The organism is Vibrio sp. QJM3NY_21 (genome assembly GCF_057785975.1).
The window spans coordinates 2,412,718-2,431,685 of sequence record NZ_CM173513.1 but is presented as its reverse complement, the minus strand read 5'-3'; the positions used below and the strand labels follow the sequence as shown (position 1 = coordinate 2,431,685).

Annotated in this window: 15 protein-coding genes; 9 read left to right on the top strand and 6 right to left on the bottom strand. The window is 44.5% G+C overall.

Annotated features, from left to right (window positions below; genetic code table 11):
* Nucleotides 1–3: 3 nt before the first annotated feature.
* Nucleotides 4–483 (bottom strand): YehS family protein, encoded by a 480-nt coding sequence (locus AC3CID_RS10665; protein ID WP_428783290.1) that lies wholly within the window; start codon nucleotides 481–483, stop codon nucleotides 4–6.
* A gap of 221 nt (nucleotides 484–704) precedes the next feature.
* Nucleotides 705–2,765 (bottom strand): methionine--tRNA ligase, encoded by a 2,061-nt coding sequence (gene metG, locus AC3CID_RS10660; RefSeq protein ID WP_017084023.1) that lies wholly within the window; start codon nucleotides 2,763–2,765, stop codon nucleotides 705–707.
* A gap of 158 nt (nucleotides 2,766–2,923) precedes the next feature.
* Between metG and apbC the strand changes: the two genes are divergently transcribed.
* The 3 genes from apbC to AC3CID_RS10645 all read left to right on the top strand — a co-directional run bounded on the left by apbC (nucleotide 2,924) and on the right by AC3CID_RS10645 (nucleotide 7,133).
* Nucleotides 2,924–4,000, top strand: a complete 1,077-nt coding sequence (apbC, locus tag AC3CID_RS10655; protein WP_488526533.1) for an iron-sulfur cluster carrier protein ApbC — start codon at nucleotides 2,924–2,926, stop codon at nucleotides 3,998–4,000.
* Nucleotides 4,001–4,258: 258 nt separating this feature from the next.
* On the top strand, nucleotides 4,259–4,900 hold the full coding sequence (gene udk, locus AC3CID_RS10650) for a uridine kinase (protein ID WP_004734002.1): 642 nt from the start codon (nucleotides 4,259–4,261) through the stop codon (nucleotides 4,898–4,900).
* A 106-nt stretch (nucleotides 4,901–5,006) separates the two neighbouring features.
* Nucleotides 5,007–7,133 carry an AsmA family protein gene (locus tag AC3CID_RS10645; RefSeq protein ID WP_488526532.1) on the top strand — a complete coding sequence of 709 codons (2,127 nt, stop codon included), beginning with the start codon at nucleotides 5,007–5,009 and terminating at the stop codon, nucleotides 7,131–7,133.
* Between the two features lie 251 nt (nucleotides 7,134–7,384).
* On the opposite strand, the gene cobO is transcribed toward AC3CID_RS10645, so the two are convergent.
* Nucleotides 7,385–7,990 carry a cob(I)yrinic acid a,c-diamide adenosyltransferase gene (gene cobO / locus AC3CID_RS10640; protein ID WP_048610567.1) on the bottom strand — a complete coding sequence of 202 codons (606 nt, stop codon included), beginning with the start codon at nucleotides 7,988–7,990 and terminating at the stop codon, nucleotides 7,385–7,387.
* Nucleotides 7,991–8,074: 84 nt separating this feature from the next.
* On the opposite strand from cobO, the gene AC3CID_RS10635 reads away from it, so the two are divergent.
* Nucleotides 8,075–8,524 (top strand): low molecular weight protein-tyrosine-phosphatase, encoded by a 450-nt coding sequence (locus AC3CID_RS10635; protein WP_488526531.1) that lies wholly within the window; start codon nucleotides 8,075–8,077, stop codon nucleotides 8,522–8,524.
* A gap of 111 nt (nucleotides 8,525–8,635) precedes the next feature.
* Here AC3CID_RS10635 and AC3CID_RS10630 read toward each other — a convergent pair whose 3' ends face one another.
* The gene (locus tag AC3CID_RS10630) at nucleotides 8,636–10,183 is read right to left on the bottom strand and encodes a SulP family inorganic anion transporter (RefSeq protein ID WP_004733998.1); all 1,548 of its coding nucleotides are present in this window, start codon (nucleotides 10,181–10,183) and stop codon (nucleotides 8,636–8,638) included.
* Nucleotides 10,184–10,441: 258 nt separating this feature from the next.
* On the bottom strand, nucleotides 10,442–13,624 hold the full coding sequence (rne, locus tag AC3CID_RS10625; protein ID WP_488526530.1) for a ribonuclease E: 3,183 nt from the start codon (nucleotides 13,622–13,624) through the stop codon (nucleotides 10,442–10,444).
* A gap of 618 nt (nucleotides 13,625–14,242) precedes the next feature.
* Between rne and rluC the strand changes: the two genes are divergently transcribed.
* Nucleotides 14,243–15,187 (top strand): 23S rRNA pseudouridine(955/2504/2580) synthase RluC, encoded by a 945-nt coding sequence (gene rluC / locus AC3CID_RS10620; RefSeq protein WP_488526529.1) that lies wholly within the window; start codon nucleotides 14,243–14,245, stop codon nucleotides 15,185–15,187.
* 281 nt (nucleotides 15,188–15,468) lie between these two features.
* Here the strand turns inward: rluC and AC3CID_RS10615 are convergent, their stop codons facing one another.
* On the bottom strand, nucleotides 15,469–16,050 hold the full coding sequence (locus AC3CID_RS10615) for a Maf family protein (RefSeq protein ID WP_488526528.1): 582 nt from the start codon (nucleotides 16,048–16,050) through the stop codon (nucleotides 15,469–15,471).
* Nucleotides 16,051–16,199: 149 nt separating this feature from the next.
* On the opposite strand from AC3CID_RS10615, the gene yceD reads away from it, so the two are divergent.
* Genes yceD through AC3CID_RS10595 form a run of 4 tightly spaced genes read left to right on the top strand, consistent with a single transcriptional unit; the run spans nucleotide 16,200 to nucleotide 18,933 of the window.
* A complete protein-coding gene (gene yceD, locus AC3CID_RS10610; RefSeq protein ID WP_004733994.1) occupies nucleotides 16,200–16,727 on the top strand; it encodes a 23S rRNA accumulation protein YceD in 528 nt (175 codons plus the stop codon).
* Between the two features lie 44 nt (nucleotides 16,728–16,771).
* Nucleotides 16,772–16,942 carry a 50S ribosomal protein L32 gene (rpmF, locus tag AC3CID_RS10605; protein ID WP_004737376.1) on the top strand — a complete coding sequence of 57 codons (171 nt, stop codon included), beginning with the start codon at nucleotides 16,772–16,774 and terminating at the stop codon, nucleotides 16,940–16,942.
* A gap of 9 nt (nucleotides 16,943–16,951) precedes the next feature.
* Nucleotides 16,952–17,977: a phosphate acyltransferase PlsX gene (gene plsX, locus AC3CID_RS10600; RefSeq protein WP_017062152.1), complete on the top strand. Its 1,026-nt coding sequence runs from the start codon at nucleotides 16,952–16,954 to the stop codon at nucleotides 17,975–17,977.
* A 5-nt stretch (nucleotides 17,978–17,982) separates the two neighbouring features.
* Complete coding sequence (locus tag AC3CID_RS10595) at nucleotides 17,983–18,933, top strand: beta-ketoacyl-ACP synthase III (RefSeq protein WP_086049072.1); 951 nt, start codon at nucleotides 17,983–17,985, stop codon at nucleotides 18,931–18,933.
* Nucleotides 18,934–18,968: the final 35 nt, after the last annotated feature.

Below are 18,968 nucleotides of genomic sequence, written 5' to 3'. Positions count from 1 at the left end.
AACTTACCCTGCAAACTCTTCTGAGTCTGGACGGTTAGTAAATTGCACGCCATTTAGAAAATCGCAAAGTAGTTGGTCTTCACATACTTTGTAGTTCTTATTCTCTGGCTTACGGAAGTAGGCACCAATTTCGTACTTACTTAGGCTGATGCCTACCACTTCTAATATATCTAACACATCTTCTGCTTTCATGTTCAACGCAATACGTAGCTTCATGAAAATCATGTTGTTAGTCAGAGCAACTTCAGGTTTAGGCTGAACACCCTCTTTTTTGCCACGCTTAAGGTTGATAAAACCATTTAGGAATATCGCTAACTCTTTATCTTTCATCGTAGAGCATGACTTGTCGTTGTCGTCTTTTAGCCAGTTGATCACTTGGTCATGAGCAACGGTCACATCAGCTTGCTCGATAGCTTTAATGATCTGTGCATTTTTAAGGTTTAGCGCGTGTTGAATACGACGCAAGATTTCGTTGTTAGTCACTGGGGATTCCTAAAGAGGGTTTGGAGAGTAAAGAGGTGTTGGTTAGCCCGTTATCGTCGACAAACCAATTTCTACTCTACATAGCATAGTTGACGGCGACTCTAACAGAGAACGCTTATTTTCGGTAGATATAAAAAATCCCCAATGCTTATTAACTCATTCAAGTTAAAAGTGCATTAGGGATTTCGTTATGAGTGCTTATTATCTGACTGAAGCCAGAATTACATTACACGCATACCAGGTTGAGCACCTTCGTGTGGCTCAAGGATCCACAGGTCGCTGCCACCAGGGCCCGCGGCTAGGATCATGCCTTCAGACATACCAAACTTCATCTTACGAGGTTTTAGGTTTGCAACCATTACGGTTAGCTTGCCTTCTAGCTCTTCAGGTTTGTATGCTGACTTGATGCCAGAGAATACTTGGCGAGTTTCACCACCGATGTCCAGTTGGAACTTCAGTAGTTTGTTCGCTTTTGGTACTTCTTCACATGAGATAATACGAGCAATACGCATATCGACTGCTGCAAAGGCATCGAACTCAATCTCGTCTGCGATTGGCTCTTTGTCTAGCTCAGTTTGGCTTGCTTGCTCTTTTTCAGCTTCTGCTTTTTCTTTCGCAGCTGCTTCTGCGGCTGCATCTTCTTTAGAAGACTCGATCATTGCTTCCACTTTCTTCGGATCAATACGGCTAAACAGCGCTTTGAACTTAGTGATTTCGTGATCAGTTAGCGGGGTAGCAATCGCTTCCCACGTTAGTTCTTCGTTTAGGAAAGCCTCAGTGCGCGCCGCAAGCTCTGGCATAACTGGTTTCAGGTAAGCCATGAGTACGCGGAATAGGTTAATACCGACAGAAGAAACTTCTTGAAGCTCTTTCTCTTTACCTTCTTCTTTCGCAAGAACCCAAGGTGCTTTTTCGTCAATGTACTGGTTAGCTTTATCTGCTAGTGCAGTAATTTCACGGATAGCGCGGCTGAACTCACGAGTTTCGTATAGCTGACCGATACGCTCAGCAGCAGCAACGAATTCGTTGTATAGCTCAGGTTCTGCAAATTCAGCAGCAAGTTTTCCTTCAAAACGTTTCGTGATGAAGCCAGCGTTACGAGACGCTAGGTTAACAATCTTGTTTACGACGTCAGCGTTTACACGTTGAGTGAAGTCTTCAAGGTTAAGGTCAAGGTCATCGATACGGCTGTTTAGTTTCGCAGCGTAGTAGTAGCGTAGACACTCAGGGTCTAGGTGATTTAAGTACGTGCTTGCTTTGATGAATGTGCCTTTCGACTTAGACATCTTCGCACCGTTCACCGTTACGTAGCCGTGTACGAATACGTTGTTTGGCTTACGGAAACCAGCGCCTTCTAGCATTGCAGGCCAGAATAGGCTGTGGAAGTAAACGATGTCTTTACCGATGAAGTGGTAAAGCTCAGTTGTACTGTCTTTCTTCCAGTATTCGTCAAAGTTTAGATCGTCACGCTTGTCACATAGGTTCTTGAAAGAAGCCATGTAGCCAACAGGAGCGTCTAGCCATACGTAGAAGAATTTGTTTTTCTCGCCTGGGATTTCGAAGCCGAAGTAAGGTGCATCACGTGAGATATCCCACTGTTGCAGACCAGACTCGAACCATTCCTGCATTTTGTTTGCAGTTTCATTCTGTAGAGAGCCAGAACGAGTCCACTCTTTAAGCATGCTTTCGAACTGAGGTAGGTCGAAGAAGAAGTGCTCAGAATCTTTCATTACTGGAGTTGCGCCAGAAACCGCTGATTTAGGGTTAATTAGCTCAGTTGGGCTGTATGTCTCACCACAGTTATCACAGTTATCACCATACTGGTCTTCTGACTTACACTTAGGGCAAGTACCTTTTACGAAGCGGTCTGGTAAGAACATCTCTTTCTCAGGATCGAAAAGCTGAGAAATAGTACGGCTAGAAATGAAGCCGTTCTTTTTAAGTTCTAGATAGATGTGAGAAGCCAGTTCACGGTTCTCTTCGCTATGTGTGCTGTGGTAGTTATCAAAACTGATATCAAAGCCAGCGAAGTCTTTTTGGTGCTCTTCACTAACAGCAGCGATCATCTCTTCTGGCGTGATACCCATCTGTTGAGCTTTAAGCATAATTGGCGTGCCGTGAGCATCGTCAGCACAGATGAAGTTTACAGTGTTGCCACGTAGACGCTGGTATCGAACCCAGATATCAGCTTGGATATGCTCAAGCATATGGCCAAGGTGAATAGAGCCGTTAGCGTACGGAAGCGCACAAGTTACCAAAAGTTGTCTTGGATCAGTTGCCATACTTAATAATTCGCTTTTTTGATAGGTATAAATTTTGAGAGGTAATACTACTTTATAACGTGTGATACGCCAAGGTATCAGACAAAGGATTCCCCTAGTTTTTTAGGGGTTCAGTCTTCATCTCGTGGGTGATAGCATAAATAAAAAAAGGAGCCCCAATGCGTAACTTTACTTCTAAGCAAGATTTCTGTTCATGGTTGAATGAGTTCGAGTCACCAATCCTCATCCCAGAGTGGGCGCTACACCAAAATATTGTATCGGTTGATCCTCGTGGGTCGTTTGTCATTACCTTGCCTTTTGCAGCTAATCAGCTCACGGTTGAATTGGAACAGTGGATCAACTCCCAGATTGAACAACAGCTTGTCAGCACTTTTCAGTTTGAAGTAAAAGTGAAGCCGTCTGGGCTGGAAACTAAAGTCGCAACACCATTGAAAGGCGTTAAGAACATTATCGCCGTGACGTCGGCAAAGGGTGGGGTGGGTAAATCGACAACTTCGGTAAACCTTGCGCTTGCGTTATCTAAGTCAGGTTCAAAAGTGGGCTTGTTGGATGCGGATATCTATGGTCCATCTGTGCCTATGATGCTCGGTCAACTGGATGCAAAGCCAGAAGTACAGAACAACAAATGGATGATGCCAATCGAGGCGCATGGCATTTTCACTCATTCTATTGGCTATCTTGTGTCGAAAGATGATGCTGCAATCTGGCGTGGCCCAATGGCAGCAAAGGCTTTAGGTCAGCTTGTTAACGAAACCGTATGGCCTGATTTAGATTACCTTGTTATCGACATGCCACCGGGCACAGGTGATATTCAGCTCACACTTTCACAGCAAATCCCAGTAACGGGCGCGGTAGTCGTGACGACACCTCAAGACTTGGCTTTAGCCGATGCACGTAAAGGTGTGGCGATGTTCGATAAAGTGAGCGTGCCAGTTGCAGGCCTAGTGGAAAACATGAGCTACCATATTTGTAGTCACTGTGGCGAAAAAGAGCATATCTTCGGTGCTGGTGGTGCAGAAGCCATGTCGGAAGAGTTCTTTCTCGATATTTTGGCGCAAATTCCACTGCATATTGATGTACGAGAAGACATCGACGCGGGTTGCCCAACGGTTATACGTCGCCCGGACAGCGAACACACTCGTCTTTACCTAGAATTGGCTGAAAATGTGGCCGCGAAAATGTTCTGGACGGGAAAAGCGAGACCGGAGGCGATCAACTTTTCTATGGTTGATTAGAGTAGATAAGTCTTAAGGCCGTATAAATAATGTTTGGGTGAGATAAATAGCTTTTGTATTTGGCTAAAGAGCCGTTGGGTTTGTGCAAATAGTTGTACGCCAGTTATTCGAAAGCAAACGATTGTATTCATTTAATGTATAGATAACATCAATTTGACTGCAATTAGCTAGAATGGCGACTAGAATCTATGTTGTTTAGCCCCTATAATCAGGCGGTTTATCTCTTCCCACCACCAAACCATATCGGGTGCAAAATTAATGTCTGATAATAATCAATGTGTCATCGTAGGTATCGCTGGCGCTTCAGCATCAGGAAAAAGTCTGATTGCTAGTACAATTTATAATGAGTTGCGCGAGAAAGTAGGCGACCATCAAATTGGTGTTATCACGGAAGATTGCTACTACAGCGACCAAAGCCACTTGAGTATGGAAGAGCGTGTTAAAACTAACTACGATCACCCAAATGCACTGGATCATGATCTATTATGTGAACACCTACAGCAGCTAATGAGTGGCAATGCGGTAGAAGTTCCTGAATACAGCTACACAGAACACACACGCACCTCTGAAACGACTACACTTACACCTAAGAAAGTGATCATTTTAGAAGGTATTCTGCTTCTAACAGACCCGCGTCTTCGTAAACTAATGCACGCAAGCGTGTTTATGGATACACCGTTAGACATCTGTCTACTACGCCGTGTTAAGCGTGATGTAGAAGAACGTGGTCGTACAATGGACACGGTACTTAAGCAATATCAAGAAACAGTACGTCCAATGTTCATGCAGTTTATCGAGCCTTCAAAACAACATGCAGACATCATCGTTCCTCGTGGTGGTAAAAACCGCATTGCGATTGACGTGCTAAAAGCGCACATTGCGAAGTTGTTGAAGTCTTAATCGAATAAAATTTTGCCTAAGTGACTCACTTAGCTTTATTTTTTACCGAATCAGTGGCACTTTTATAGTGCCACTTTCTTTTGGAATCTAAGCAAGGAATATGCGGATGAAGAAACTACTCATTTTCATAGCTGTACCAGTATTTGTTGTCGTTGCAGCAATTCTGGCACTAGTGCTGTTAGTGAACCCTAACCAATTTAAGCCATTAATTGTCGAACAAGCCCAAAAACACACAGGCCTAGAGCTCGTGATCGAGGGCGATATCAGCTGGCAATTCTTCCCATCTATTGGCTTCGAACTTGGTCAAACTGAATTACGTAACCCTGAAGGATTCACCCAACCAAATCTGTTTAAGGTTGATACCGTTGGCGTTGATGTTTCGGTTACCCCGCTATTTAGCAACCAACTAGAGATCGGCAACATTACTCTAGATGGTGCAGAATTCTATTTAGAAACGCTTAAAGATGGTCGTAAGAATATCGACGCGCTAACGCAAGCATCAGCTCCTCAAGAGTCTGAGCCTGCAGCTGACGCAAGTTCTGAATCAACACCTGCGCCCCAAGAACAAAGTGCTACAGACGCATCTGGTTGGACGATCAACCTTGCCGGCGTCACTGTTTCAAATGCGTTGTTTGAGATGGACGACAAGCAAGCAGGTTCATTCACTAAGCTATACGATGTGTCTTTGAATCTTTCTGAGTTTGCCGTTGATACATGGACAACCGCGACATTTGCCGCTTCTGGTGAAAACAATCAACAGAAGTTCTCTGCAAACGGTAGTGCAGAATTCAAATTAGCGGAAGGCTTCGCAAGTTACGCACTGCGTAATATTGACTTAAACGCTAAGTTCAATGATCCAACGACGTCGATTGAGTCAGCAAAGATTGGTTTGAATACGTTTGAGTTCGATAAGGTAAACCAACTGACTTACGCTGTAATCGGTAATGCGGCTGGCCTTGACCTTGATCTTAAAGGTGGCGGCGAACTTACCGTCGATAGCGCGATTTCAAAAGTAACGCTGAACAAATTAACGTTAGACTCAACATTCAAAGGCGACACGCTTCCTCAGTCTCCAATGAAAGTCGACATGCTGTCTGATTTAAGCTTCGATATTAATAAGAGCCACCTGAGCTTTGTGTTAGAGAAGCTACAAGCTAACGCTATTGCTTTAGACGGTAAAGCAGACGTAACCCTATCTGAAATACCAAAGGTTCGTTTCTCTCTTCATAGCCCGAATATTGATTTAGATGAGTTCTTAGGCTTAGGCAATACAACAGAAACAGCGAGCACAGCTCCTTCTGGTTCTGCTGGTGGCTCAACGTCAAACTCTGGTAGTTCAGCTCCTGCTAAAGAAGTCGAACCTGATCTTTCTGCATTGAAAACGCTCGACGTGAAAGGTGACATCACGATTGATAAGTTCAAGGCGAGCAATGCGAAGATGCAGAATGTTAAAACGGCATTTTCGGTTAACCGTGGTATCGCAGAGCTAACCTCATTCACATCGAATCTTTACCAAGGTTCTATTTCTGCGACCGCTAAGCTAGACGCTCGTAAAACACCAGCGACCTACACTGCTAAGAAGAAAATTAGAGGTGTGAAGGTTCAACCGTTACTGGTTGATGTAGCGAACAACGACATGCTGGAAGGGACGGGTAATATCGATGTTAACGTTAAAGGTAAGAGCCTGACGCCAACAGGAATCAAGAAGAACCTAGTCGGCACGATCGTGATTAACTTTGAAGATGGTGCGGTGAATGGCATCAACGTTGCTCAATTGATTCGAGAAAATTACGCTAAGATCAAAGGCGAAAAAGTCGAAAGCAAAGATGAGGCTCAAAAGACGGACTTCAGCGCAATGAAAGCGACACTGAAAGTTGATAAGGGTTGGGTTTCAACGAACGACTTATCGGCACAGTCACCACTGCTACGCGTGACAGGTCAAGGTAAAGCAAACTTCATTAATGAAACGGTCGACTTCCTTGTTCGTACATCGATTGTTGGTTCGCTTGAAGGTCAGGGCGGCAAGAACATTGATGACCTGAAAGATGTGACCATCCCAATTAAGGTGACAGGCCAATGGGCTGACCCGAAATTTGCGCTTGTTTTTGATGATGTGTTGAAGCAAAAAGCACAAAAAGAGATCGACCGTGGCGTGAATAAGCTAACGGATAAGATCAAAGACGAGAAGACCAAAGAAGCGGTTGACGGTTTGTTGAAAGGTTTCTTTAACTAATCTTTGCTTAACTCGCATATAAAAAAGCGCCATTCCTACTGTAGGAATGGCGCTTTTTTTTGGATGCTGATTATTATCCGGGCTTAGTAAACAAAGAGATTCCCTATGAAACTCGTTCTTCGTTCTAGGGGCGTTCCTCGTTCTAGAGAATGACGATCGGTGCTCGTCCTTTATTTAGGGGAGTAACACTGAAGAGTCGTCATCCTCGAGAGGGAAGAATGACCGAGTCGGGGATCTCTAGTTGAATGCGATTACCAGTCAACGCCTTGAAGCGCTTTCACACCCGATTCAAAAGCGTGTTTTACGTTACGTACTTCAGATACCGTATCGGCCATGTCCGTTAAAGTGCGGTGCGCGCCACGGCCAGTAATGATTACTGACTGCATTTTAGGACGGTTATTCAGAGCTTCCACCACTTCATCCAGTTCGATATAGCCATAGCTCACCATGTAAGTCAGCTCATCAAACAGAATCACATCAATCGACTCATCGGCTAGCATGCGCTGACACTCTTTCCACACGCGCTGCGCGGCTTCGATATCTTGAGCCTTGTTTTGGGTTTCCCAAGTGAAGCCGGTTCCCATAACTTGGAATTCCACATCCAGTTTTTGAAGAACGTTCTTTTCGCCGTTATCCCAAGTCCCTTTGACAAATTGTGCAACGGCACATTTCTTACCATGACCAACTGCGCGTGTAATGGTACCAAAACCGGATGTTGATTTTCCTTTACCGTTACCAGTAATAACCAGCAATAAGCCTTTCACTTCTTGTGCTGCAGCCACTCGTGCATCAACTTGTTCTTTTACTTTCTGTTGTCTTGCTTTATGGCGTTGTTCTTTGTTGTCTTCGGTCGACATAACAAATCCTTTTAAGTTGTGATTGCGCCTATCATAGCTTAACTTAACGATAGCAAAAACCATCGGAAGAACAGGTGATTACGGATGAAAAAGATACTCGTTGTTTGCATGGGGAATATTTGTCGTTCGCCAACAGGTGAAGCGGTACTTAGAAAGAAAGCCCAACAGATGGATATTGACGTAACGGTCGACTCTGCGGGGACGATTGGCTTTCATCAAGGTAATCCACCAGATTCACGTTCTAAGTCAGCCGGTGAAAAGCGTGGCTACAGCTTTAAAGGTATTACGTATCGCAAGGTAGTGATGAATGATTTTGATGAGTTTGATTTAATACTAGCCGCAGATAAGGCGAATTTAGATGATTTAACGAATCAGTGTCCAGCCCACCTTCAATACAAACTTGCGCTATTCTTGAGCTTTGGAGAGTCACAATATCAAGAGATACCGGATCCTTATTATGGTGAGGGAAATGGCTTTGAGTTGGTGTTGGATTTAATCGAAGAGTCTAGCGAAGCGATACTGCGTTCAATTTAGTGTAGAGGCTGTGTTCTTGGTTGGGCGATAAAGTATCAAGATTCATCGATATAAAAAAGGCCGACATCGAATGTCGGCCTTTCTAAATCTAGCTTTAAGCCATGACTAAGCTTACTTAGACATTACTTTGTAGATTGGGTCTTCTGCAACGTTCGCTTCAACTAAGCTGCCGGCTTTGTGCAGCATAGCAACACAGTCTTGGCTTAAGTGGCGAAGGTGAAGTGTTTTACCTAGTGCAGCGTAACGGTCAGCAATCGTGTCGATCGCTTCAATTGCAGAGTGGTCAGTCACGCGTGAGTTGGCGAAATCAACGATAACATCTTGTGGATCGTTGTATGCGTCAAACAACTCAAGGAAGTTAGCGGTTGAACCAAAGAAGATTGGGCCGTTAACTTTGTACTCTTTAGAGCCTTCAGCGTTAACTGATTTATCTGCGTAGATGTGTTTAGCATGTTGCCATGCGAACATTAGTGCCGAAGCAACAACACCCACACCAACAGCGACCGCAAGGTCCGTTAGTACTGTTACCACGGTAACCAGAACGATAACGAAGAAATCTTGCTTAGGAACGCGACGCGCAAGCTTGAAGGTTGCCCATTCAAACGTACCGATAACAACCATGAACATTACGCCCACAAGTGCAGCTAGAGGAATCATTTCAATCAGTGCAGAACCAAACAGGATGAACATCAGTAGTGCGACTGCCGCTACGATACCTGAAAGACGACCACGACCGCCTGAGTTTACGTTGATCATCGATTGACCGATCATCGCACAACCACCCATCGCACCGAATACAGAACACGTTACGTTAGCCATACCTTGACCAACACATTCACGGTTAGATTGGCCACGAGTGTTTGTCATTTCGTCTAGTACCGTTAGTGTCAGTAGAGACTCGATCAGGCCGATAGCTGCAAGGATAATTGCGTATGGCAGGATGATCTGAAGTGTCTCGAAAGAAAACGGAACTGCAGGAATAGAGAACGTTGGTAGAGAGCCCGCTAGCGTAGCGGCTTCGTCACCAGACATAGTACGTAGGAAGTCAACAACAGTACGAGTTTCAAGATCAAGGCCTACAACCAAAGCCGTTACCGTTACAATAGCTACCAATGAAGAAGGTACTGCTGTAGTGAGTTTAGGTAGGAAGTGGATGATACCCATAGTGAGTGCGACTAGGCCTAACATCAGTGTCATTTGGCCGCTTGGTAACCACGTTAATGCACCCGTTACGTCTGGCGCTTTAAATTGACCAAGCTGAGCTAGAAAGATCACAATTGCCAAACCGTTCACGAAACCGATCATTACTGGGTGTGGAACGATACGGATAAATTTACCTAACTTGAATACACCCGCTGCAATTTGCAGAAGGCCAGCCAGCATAACGGCTGCGAATAGGTATTGAACGCCATGGGTTGCCACTAGGCTCACCATTACAACGGCCATTGCGCCAGTTGCACCAGAAATCATACCTGGACGACCACCGAAGACGGAAGTGATTAAACCTACGATGAATGCTGCGTAAAGACCAACCATTGGGTCAACGCCAGCAACAAAGGCGAATGCTACGGCTTCAGGTACCAGAGCTAGGGCTACTGTAAGACCTGAAAGCACGTCATTCTTTACAGAGTGCTTTGAAAATTGTGGGAATTCGAACATGTTTGCTCAGCTATGCTAAAAATGGATTTACCGACACGAGTGTATTGCGTAGCCAAACAGTGATGGAAAAGAGCGGCAATAGCGAAGTGTCGAAAAGATAAGTGCGCGAATGCTACCCAAAAATGTGACTAAGTTCAAGGTTGAACCTAACTTTGAGTAATATATCTGTTAATTTTTATTCGACTAGTAGATATGAAAAAGGCTGCTTTAATAAGCAGCCTTTGATTCTATTTACTTGTGATTATCTATCAGTAATCGCTAGTAGTTTGGCTTAGTCATACCTGCACCAGCTTGGTTCGACGCTGCCTGACTACCTGCACCTTTCGGTACAAAACGCTCAGTGCGGAACGGAGCTGCAACAACTTCAATCTCTTTGATCTCTTGTGGACCAGGAGCTTTAGTCATTGGTGAGCCTGCTTGCTTCTTAGCAACCGTTGCTTTGGGTGCAGCTTGAGGAGCTTCTGCTTTTACAACAGGCGCTTCAACTTTTGCACTTTCAGCTTTAGGTGCTTCAGCTTCAACAACTGGTGTTGTCTCTTCTGCTGCAACAGCCGCTTCGACTTTCGTCGCTTCTACAATCACTGGAGCTTCAACTTTCTCAGTTTCAACGACCACTGGTGTTTCTTCAACGACTACAGGAGCTTCAGTTACCTGAGCTTCAGAGCGAGTTTCTTCAGCAACAACTGCGTCTTCACGAGAGATGATTACTTTACCCATAGCTAATTCAGGACAAGCAAAACCGCCAGCCATCACTACGTTGCTTTGAGGTGCATTCTCTTGAGTTGTATTTTGCTCTTGAGCTTGAACAGCAACTTGAGCTTCAACAGCAACGTCCATTTCCGCCACTTCAGGTTTTGTCTGATTGTGGTGAGGTTTTGGAATGAAGCGAGGCATCACTTTACCCATAGCCATCTCAGGAGAAGCTACACCACCTTTACGCAGGCGGAATGGGTTAGGGCGACGATCGCGACCTCGACGACGACGTTGACCACTTGCACGTAGGTGACGTGGAGAACGACGGTTACGACGTTGCTTCGGCTCTTCCTGTTCTGTTTGCTCAGCATTTACTTGAGTTGCTTCTACTTGTTCCGCAACTTTTTGCTCTTGAGCTACAGCTTGTTCGTGATTTGCTGTTTGTACCTTTTGCTCTTTTGAAGCGTTATCGGCATTGTTGTCAGCTTCTGCTTGAGCTTGCTGGTCTTTAACTCGAACTAGTTTGTTCAGCTTACGACGTTGACGACGCTCTTTAATTTTCACAGCTTTTGCTTCAGGCTTCGCCTTTGGCGCTTCTGGTTTATCAGCTTGAGCTTCTGCCGCTAGCTGTAGACCTTCTTCTGCTAATTTAGATGGTACTTGCTCTTCTTGTTGCTTCTGCTCATCACGTGGCTTATTGCGACGATCTTGCTTAGGCTTACGAGGCTGACGAGTTTGCTGTGGAGCTGCTTCTTTTTGCTCTTCAGGTTTCTCATCACGTACAGGTTTACGACGGCGTTTGTTGTCACGGTTTTCGTTGCGATTGTCGCCACGTTCGTTACGTTGTTCGCTACGGTCACCACGCTCGTTACGTTGTTCGCCACGGTCACCACGTTGGTTACGACGGCGGTTGTCGTTACGATCACGGCGTTGACGGTTACCGTTGTTGCGATTGTTCTTAGGTTTCTCTTCTTGCTTCTCTTCTTCTTTCTTCTCTTCTTGAGTTGAAGAGCCAAATAAGAAGCTACCGATAGCTTTGAAGAAACGACCAATTAGGCTAGGTTCTTGCGTTGCAGCTGGTTCAACCTTCTTCTCTTCAACAGCTTTAGGAGCTGGAGCAGGAGTGGGTGCTGATTGAGCTGGAGCCGCGAAACCTTTCAGAGCAGGCTCTTCGATCTTCTTAGGACGAATAGTCTGTTCTGCTGGTTCTTTGCTTTCTGCTTCTTTTAAAGCTTCTAGCTTGGTAGGCAACAAGTAAGAGAGTAGATCGAACTCTTCACCTTCACGAACACGGATAACCTCAAAGTGTGGTGTTTCCATGTCAGAGTTAGGAACAACAGTGATCTTAACTTCTTGGTTCTTCTCGATGTGGTTTACTGAGCGACGTTTTTCGTTCAGAAGGTAAGAGGCAATTGGAACAGGCACAACAGCAAGTACTTGTGCTGTGTTGTCTTTTAGAGCTTCTTCTTCAATCAAACGTAGAACAGAAAGTGCTAGAGATTCGTTATCACGAACAACACCAGTACCTGTACAACGAGGACAAATGTGGTGGCTTGCTTCTGCTAGTGATGGGCTCAAACGTTGACGAGACATCTCTAGAAGACCAAAGCGAGAAATACGACCAATCTGAACACGTGCACGATCTAAACGAACGGCATCACGTAGACGGCTTTCAACTTCGCGTTGGTGGCGAACCGGAGTCATATCGATGAAGTCGATAACAACAAGACCACCTAGGTCACGTAGACGTAATTGACGTGCAATTTCATCGGCTGCTTCTAGGTTAGTGTTTAGCGCTGTTTCTTCAATATCGCTGCCCTTTGTTGCACGAGCAGAGTTGATATCGATAGAAGTTAGAGCTTCTGTTGGGTCGATCACGATAGAACCACCAGACGGAAGACGAACTTCACGTTGGAAAGCTGATTCGATCTGGCTTTCAATCTGGTAATGGCTGAATAGTGGCACTTCACCATCGTATTTCTTAACGCGATTCATGAAATCTGGGCGTATTAATTGAATGTGCGCTTGTGCACGTTCAAAAATAGTATTGCTGTCGATTAGAATCTCGCCAATATCACGACGTAGATAGTCACGAATCGCACGAACGATAACGTTACTTTCTTGGTGAATAAGGAAAGGAGCTGCATTTGAATCAGAAGCTTGCTTAATAGCGCCCCAGTGATTCAATAGAACGTTCAAGTCCCACTCTAGCTCTTCTGCACTTTTGCCAACACCTGCTGTACGCACGATTAAGCCCATGCCTTGAGGAAGCTCAAGAGTGCTTAATGCTGCTTTCAGTTGAGTGCGTTCATCACCTTCGATACGACGAGAGATACCGCCAGCACGAGGGTTATTAGGCATAAGAACTAAGTAACTACCAGCCAAAGAGATGAAAGTTGTCAGTGCAGCGCCTTTGCTACCACGTTCTTCTTTCTCAACTTGTACGATTACTTCTTGTCCTTCTCTTAGCACTTCTTTAATGCTAGGACGGCCTTGGTATGTATAACCTTCAGGGAAGTATTCGCGGGCAATTTCTTTAAGAGGGAGGAAACCGTGACGTTCTGCGCCGTAATCAACAAATGCCGCTTCTAGGCTTGGTTCAATACGGGTAATACGTCCTTTGTAGATATTCGCTTTCTTTGACTCGTGACCTGGACTTTCGATATCTAGATCGAACAGTCGCTGGCCATCAACCAAAGCGACACGCAACTCTTCTTTTTGAGTTGCGTTAATTAACATTCTTTTCATTTAGAAATTCTCATTGTCTTTTCTTATTTTCATCATTGGTCTTATCGCTTTATTCGTTTCTCATGGTGCCAGATCCCATGGCTTTATCGGTGCAGCCTCCCGGCTGGAGTAGGGATGCTCTGGGGCACGTCAGTCATCATAGGGAGTTAGCCTATGATCCGCGATGTGGCGGTGAATACTCAACATGAGTGTACGTGAGTAGAGCGATAAGGAACTCAGTTGACCGTGTCTTACGCCGATTGCAGCACTGTCTAATCTGAGTCATCTACTCATTTACTTGCTTATGAATGGTTAGCTGTTTAAATATTAGTCAATCCATTGATAGCAGCTGTGAACTATAGCAGTGGTCGGTAAACACAGCAATCTGCTTTGTCGTAATGCGGTAAAAAAAACAGTTTTTGTTTAGGTTTTGATAGCTCTAACTCACTGTCTATAAATAATTTATCAATTGATATTTTAATTTGCAGGAAGCTTGGTGCTTTTTTGTTCGAAGAATCAAAGAAATATAGAACTTCAATGACCTTTTAGGGATAGATCGGCAGGGATTATAGATAAATAAGTTCAGAATAGGGTTAAGAAAATCTCAATTATCAAAAGTGACAGTGATACAATGGCCCAATGAGCGAAATTAGAACCCAAGTCCAATTTGTCGACATTGACGAAGATATGGCTGGTCAGCGTATTGATAACTTCTTACGCAACCAATTAAAAAACATCCCGAAAAGCATGATTTACCGAATCGTGCGTAAAGGCGAAGTCCGCGTAAACAAAAAACGCATCAAGGCTGAATACAAACTAAAAGCAGGTGATTTAGTTCGTATCCCGCCAGTCACTATTGAAGAGAAAACAGAAGAGAACGTGCCAAGCACGAAACTCAATAAGGTTTCTGAATTAGAACAGTGCATCATTTATGAAGATGATCACATGCTGATTCTGAATAAACCATCAGGAACTGCGGTTCATGGTGGTAGCGGGCTAAAGTTTGGCGCGATTGAAGCATTGCGTGCACTTCGCCCTGATGCTCGTTTTCTTGAATTAGTGCACCGTATTGATAGAGATACGTCTGGCATTTTGCTTGTTGCTAAGAAGCGCTCTGCGCTAAGACACCTTCAAGCACAGTTCCGTGAAAAAACGGTTCAAAAATACTACTTCGCTTTAGTGATGGGCGAATGGAAGAACAGCTGTAAAGTGGTTAATGCCCCTTTATTGAAAAATGAAGTAAACAGCATTGTTCGCGTTAACCCGAATGGTAAGGCTTCTGAAACTCGTTTTAAGGTTTTGGAAAAATTCCAAGATGCGACGTTAGTTCAGGCAAGCCCAATTACTGGCCGTACGCACCAAATTCGAGTACACGCTCAGTACACTGGCCACCCAATTGCTTGGGATGACCGTTACGGTGATCGTCGTTTTGATGCTTACACGGGTAAAGTAGGATTGAATCGTTTGTTCTTACATGCCGCCAACATTAAGTTTACCCACCCAGGTAGAGAAGAGAAGATGGATATCTCTGCTCCAATGGAAAAAAGGCTAGAGAGAGCACTCACTGGTCTACGTAAGCTTTAAGAAGATACGAGATACGAGATACGAGATACGAGATACGAAAGGGTTAGCTGTTTCTAGCCTTGCCTATCTACTAACAAAAAAGGTTGACGAAATTCGTCAACCTTTTCTGTTTTCATCTGTTGTAGAAGCTCCCCAACTCGCTCTTTCCTCGCTCTTGAGGATGACGACTTTTTAAAGTCAGGTCCTACATCATGAGCTGATTGGATAATGTAGCTATCTTCGTCCTTCCCTAGACTGACGAAGGAAGGAGTAGGGAATCTCTAACAAAGAGAGGGTCTCCGTTATAGTACGCTCATTCCTTGCGCTTCTAACATATCAACCAGATCGATCAGAGGTAAACCGATCAAGGTATTCGGGTCTTTACCTTCCATCTGTTTAAATAGCGCGATACCTAACCCTTCACACATAAAGCTGCCCGCGCAGTAATAAGGCTGTTCTTTCTCAACATAAGAAATGATCTGCTGTTGTGTTAAATCACGGAAATGCACGATGAAGGTATCTAAGCGAGTGTCGGCTTTATTGGTTTCACTGTTCCATACGGTTATCCCAGTATAAAAAGTGATGCTTTTACCGCTTTGGCGAGATAGCTGCTCAATCGCTTTTTCACGAGTGTGTGGCTTACCAATGATTTCCCCGTCAACGACACACACTTGATCGGAACCAATCACTAGGCTTGGTTGTTCGACAGTACAAGACTTGGCTTTTGTCTCGGCAAGACGCATCACTAACTGTTGAGGTGTCTCTTCTGGAAGTGGTGTTTCATTGCAGTCAGGCTTCGCTGTGACAAAGTCTAACTGTAGTTTTTTGAGGATCTCTTGCCTAAATGGAGATGTAGAAGCTAAAACTAGTTGGTAATTTCTCATTTTAATTTACAATTCGTGTAAGCATTTAGTTCAGGATAACGTAACTTATCCTGCTATTCATAATGCTCTGAACAGGAAAGGTAGGAAAGTACATTTTTTTTGCCATTTCCTTTGACTAAACACGATTTGGAAGATAAGATTCGCGCCCTATGCAAAAGGAAAAAATACCGCGTACAGTTGATCCGGCAAGAACGGCTCAAAAACGACTCGATATGGATGGTATCATTCAAGTCAGTCTTTTAAAGCGTTTAACCGAAACAACTGAAGGCGTAAAACGTGACGCGCAAGTCTCAATGTCATTTGGGCTTGATGAACAACGATTAGTCGTTATCTCTGGTAAAGCTAACGTCGAAGTCGATTTAGAGTGTCAACGTTGTAATGAGGTTTTCGCACATGAGTGCGATGTCCAATTTACTTATACTCCTGTTTACAGCGAGAAAAGTGAAGAGGAAGCACCGGAAGAGTACGATTTGGTAGATCTGAACGAGTACGGTGAGTTAGACCTGATTCAATTAGTTGAAGACGAGTTCATCCTTGGATTGCCACAAATAGCAATGCACGACGATGCGAAATGTAGCGTTAACTCAAATAACTTGGTGTTTGGTGAACTTCCTGAAGAAATTGAGGAAGATAAAAAGCCGAATCCATTTGATGTTTTAAAAAACTTAAAGAAGTAACTTATTAATAAGTATCTTTAAGAATTTACATAGGAGTAGGGTCAATGGCCGTACAAAAGAGCAAGAAATCACGTTCAATGCGTGGCATGCGTCGTTCACACGATGCGCTAACTACAGCTGCACTTTCTGTAGACGCAACTTCAGGTGAAACTCACCTACGTCACAACGTGACTGCCGAAGGTTTCTACCGCGGCAAAAAGGTTATCAACAAGTAAGGTTGACCTTTGCAAAATCTAACCGTTGCGCTTGATGCAATGGGCGGGGACTTCGGTCCTCGTGTAACAGTGCCTGCCGCCGTGCAGGCACTGTCGTATTTCCCAGAGCTAAAAGTCATTCTCATAGGTGATCGAAATGCGATCACATCTCAATTATCTTCATTAGGTCGAATGCCTGATTCTCGTTTGAGTATCCAGCATTGTGATCGAGTCATTTCCAATTCTGAAAAACCTTCCCTAGCCTTACGTAATAGTCAGGGTAGTTCTATGCGTGCTGCTATCGATTTGGTTGCCGAATCACAGGCTGATGCTTGTGTGAGTGGTGGTAACACTGGTGCACTGATGGCGTTATCTCGTTTCAGACTCAAACTCCTTCCCGGTATTGATAGGCCTGCGTTGGTTTCAGCTTTGCCTACTGCTTCTGGCAACCGTACATGGATGCTTGATTTAGGAGCGAACGTTTCTAGTGACGCAGATTCACTGTTTCAGTTTGCTGTAATGGGCAGTGCATTAGCGGAACAACATTTAGGTCGCGCTCCACGTGTCGCTATCTTGAATATCGGTGCCGAAGAAATCAAAGGCAATGACCTTGTGAAACGATGCGCGGAAATGTTGTCTAATACTCAGTCTGTGAACTTCATAGGCTATATTGAAGGTAATCAATTACTTCAAGATGCTGCTGATGTCGTCGTATGTGATGGTTTTGTGGGCAATGTCTGCTTAAAAACGTGCGAAGGTACGGCTCAGCTCTTTATTGATAAGCTAAAAACGCGCATGATGGCTTCAACAATAAAGGGTTGGATCGCCAGAATGTTGTTTTCTGAGCTATTTACTGAATTAAAAACCTTGAACCCCGACCAGTATAACGGCGCAAGTTTGTTAGGATTGCGCGGCATTGTCATTAAAAGTCATGGAAGTGCTGATGTGTCTGCAGTCGTCAACGCGATTGGTGAAGCAGTACACGAGGTCAAACGACAAGTCCCCAGCCGCATTAGCGATCGTTTGGAAGCGGTTTTACTCGAGAGGCATTATTAGTCTTCATGTATAGCAAAATTTTAGGTACTGGCAGCTACTTGCCATCTCAGGTGCGTACTAACGCAGACTTAGAGAAAATGGTAGAGACTAGCGATGAGTGGATCGTTGCTAGAACAGGTATTAAAGAGCGTCGTATTTCAGCGGAAAACGAAACCGTTGCAGATATGGCGTTTTACGCTGCTGAAAATGCCATTGAAATGGCAGGTATCGACAAAGAAGATATTGATTTAATCATCGTTGCGACAACCAGCAGTAGCCATACATTCCCGTCTTCGGCATGTCAGGTACAAGGTAAGCTTGGTATCAAAGGCTGCCCTGCGTTTGATTTAGCTGCGGCGTGCTCTGGCTTTGTCTATGGATTGTCTGTTGCTGATCAACATATCAAGACAGGTATGTGTAAAAACGTTTTGGTAATCGGTGCGGACGCACTGTCAAAAACCTGTGATCCGACTGACCGCTCCACTATCATCTTATTTGGTGATGCTGCAGGCGCGGTAGTTGTAGGCGCAAGCGAAGAGCCAGGTATTTTGTCGACTCACATTTACTCTGATGGTAAATACGGTGAGCTTCTAAGCCTAGAAGTTCCAGAGCGTGGCGGTGATGCAGACAAATGGCTGCACATGGCGGGCAACGAAGTATTTAAAGTGGCGGTAACTCAGCTTTCTAAGCTAGTTAAAGACACATTAGCGGCGAACAATATGGATAAGTCAGAGCTTGATTGGTTAGTTCCACACCAAGCTAACTACCGTATTATCTCGGCAACCGCGAAAAAGCTGACAATGTCGCTTGATCAAGTAGTGATTACTCTTGATAAGCACGGCAATACGTCGGCGGCTACCGTACCAACGGCCCTTGATGAGGCTGTTCGCGACGGGCGAATTAAACGTGGTCAAACGCTTCTACTTGAAGCATTTGGCGGCGGCTTCACTTGGGGTTCTGCGTTAGTTAAATTCTAACCCCAAGCGATAATCAACAAACAAGGCACATAACT

Bases quoted from the DNA above. Each gene is read 5' to 3' on its own strand.
- metG (WP_017084023.1), bottom strand. From the start codon at position 2,765: ATGGCAACTGATCCAAGACAACTTTTGGTAACTTGTGCGCTTCCGTAC.
- apbC (WP_488526533.1), top strand. From the start codon at position 2,924: ATGCGTAACTTTACTTCTAAGCAAGATTTCTGTTCATGGTTGAATGAG.
- udk (WP_004734002.1), top strand. From the start codon at position 4,259: ATGTCTGATAATAATCAATGTGTCATCGTAGGTATCGCTGGCGCTTCA.
- AC3CID_RS10645 (WP_488526532.1), top strand. From the start codon at position 5,007: ATGAAGAAACTACTCATTTTCATAGCTGTACCAGTATTTGTTGTCGTT.
- cobO (WP_048610567.1), bottom strand. From the start codon at position 7,990: ATGTCGACCGAAGACAACAAAGAACAACGCCATAAAGCAAGACAACAG.
- AC3CID_RS10635 (WP_488526531.1), top strand. From the start codon at position 8,075: ATGAAAAAGATACTCGTTGTTTGCATGGGGAATATTTGTCGTTCGCCA.
- AC3CID_RS10630 (WP_004733998.1), bottom strand. From the start codon at position 10,183: ATGTTCGAATTCCCACAATTTTCAAAGCACTCTGTAAAGAATGACGTG.
- rne (WP_488526530.1), bottom strand. From the start codon at position 13,624: ATGAAAAGAATGTTAATTAACGCAACTCAAAAAGAAGAGTTGCGTGTC.
- rluC (WP_488526529.1), top strand. From the start codon at position 14,243: ATGAGCGAAATTAGAACCCAAGTCCAATTTGTCGACATTGACGAAGAT.
- AC3CID_RS10615 (WP_488526528.1), bottom strand. From the start codon at position 16,050: ATGAGAAATTACCAACTAGTTTTAGCTTCTACATCTCCATTTAGGCAA.
- yceD (WP_004733994.1), top strand. From the start codon at position 16,200: ATGCAAAAGGAAAAAATACCGCGTACAGTTGATCCGGCAAGAACGGCT.
- rpmF (WP_004737376.1), top strand. From the start codon at position 16,772: ATGGCCGTACAAAAGAGCAAGAAATCACGTTCAATGCGTGGCATGCGT.
- AC3CID_RS10595 (WP_086049072.1), top strand. From the start codon at position 17,983: ATGTATAGCAAAATTTTAGGTACTGGCAGCTACTTGCCATCTCAGGTG.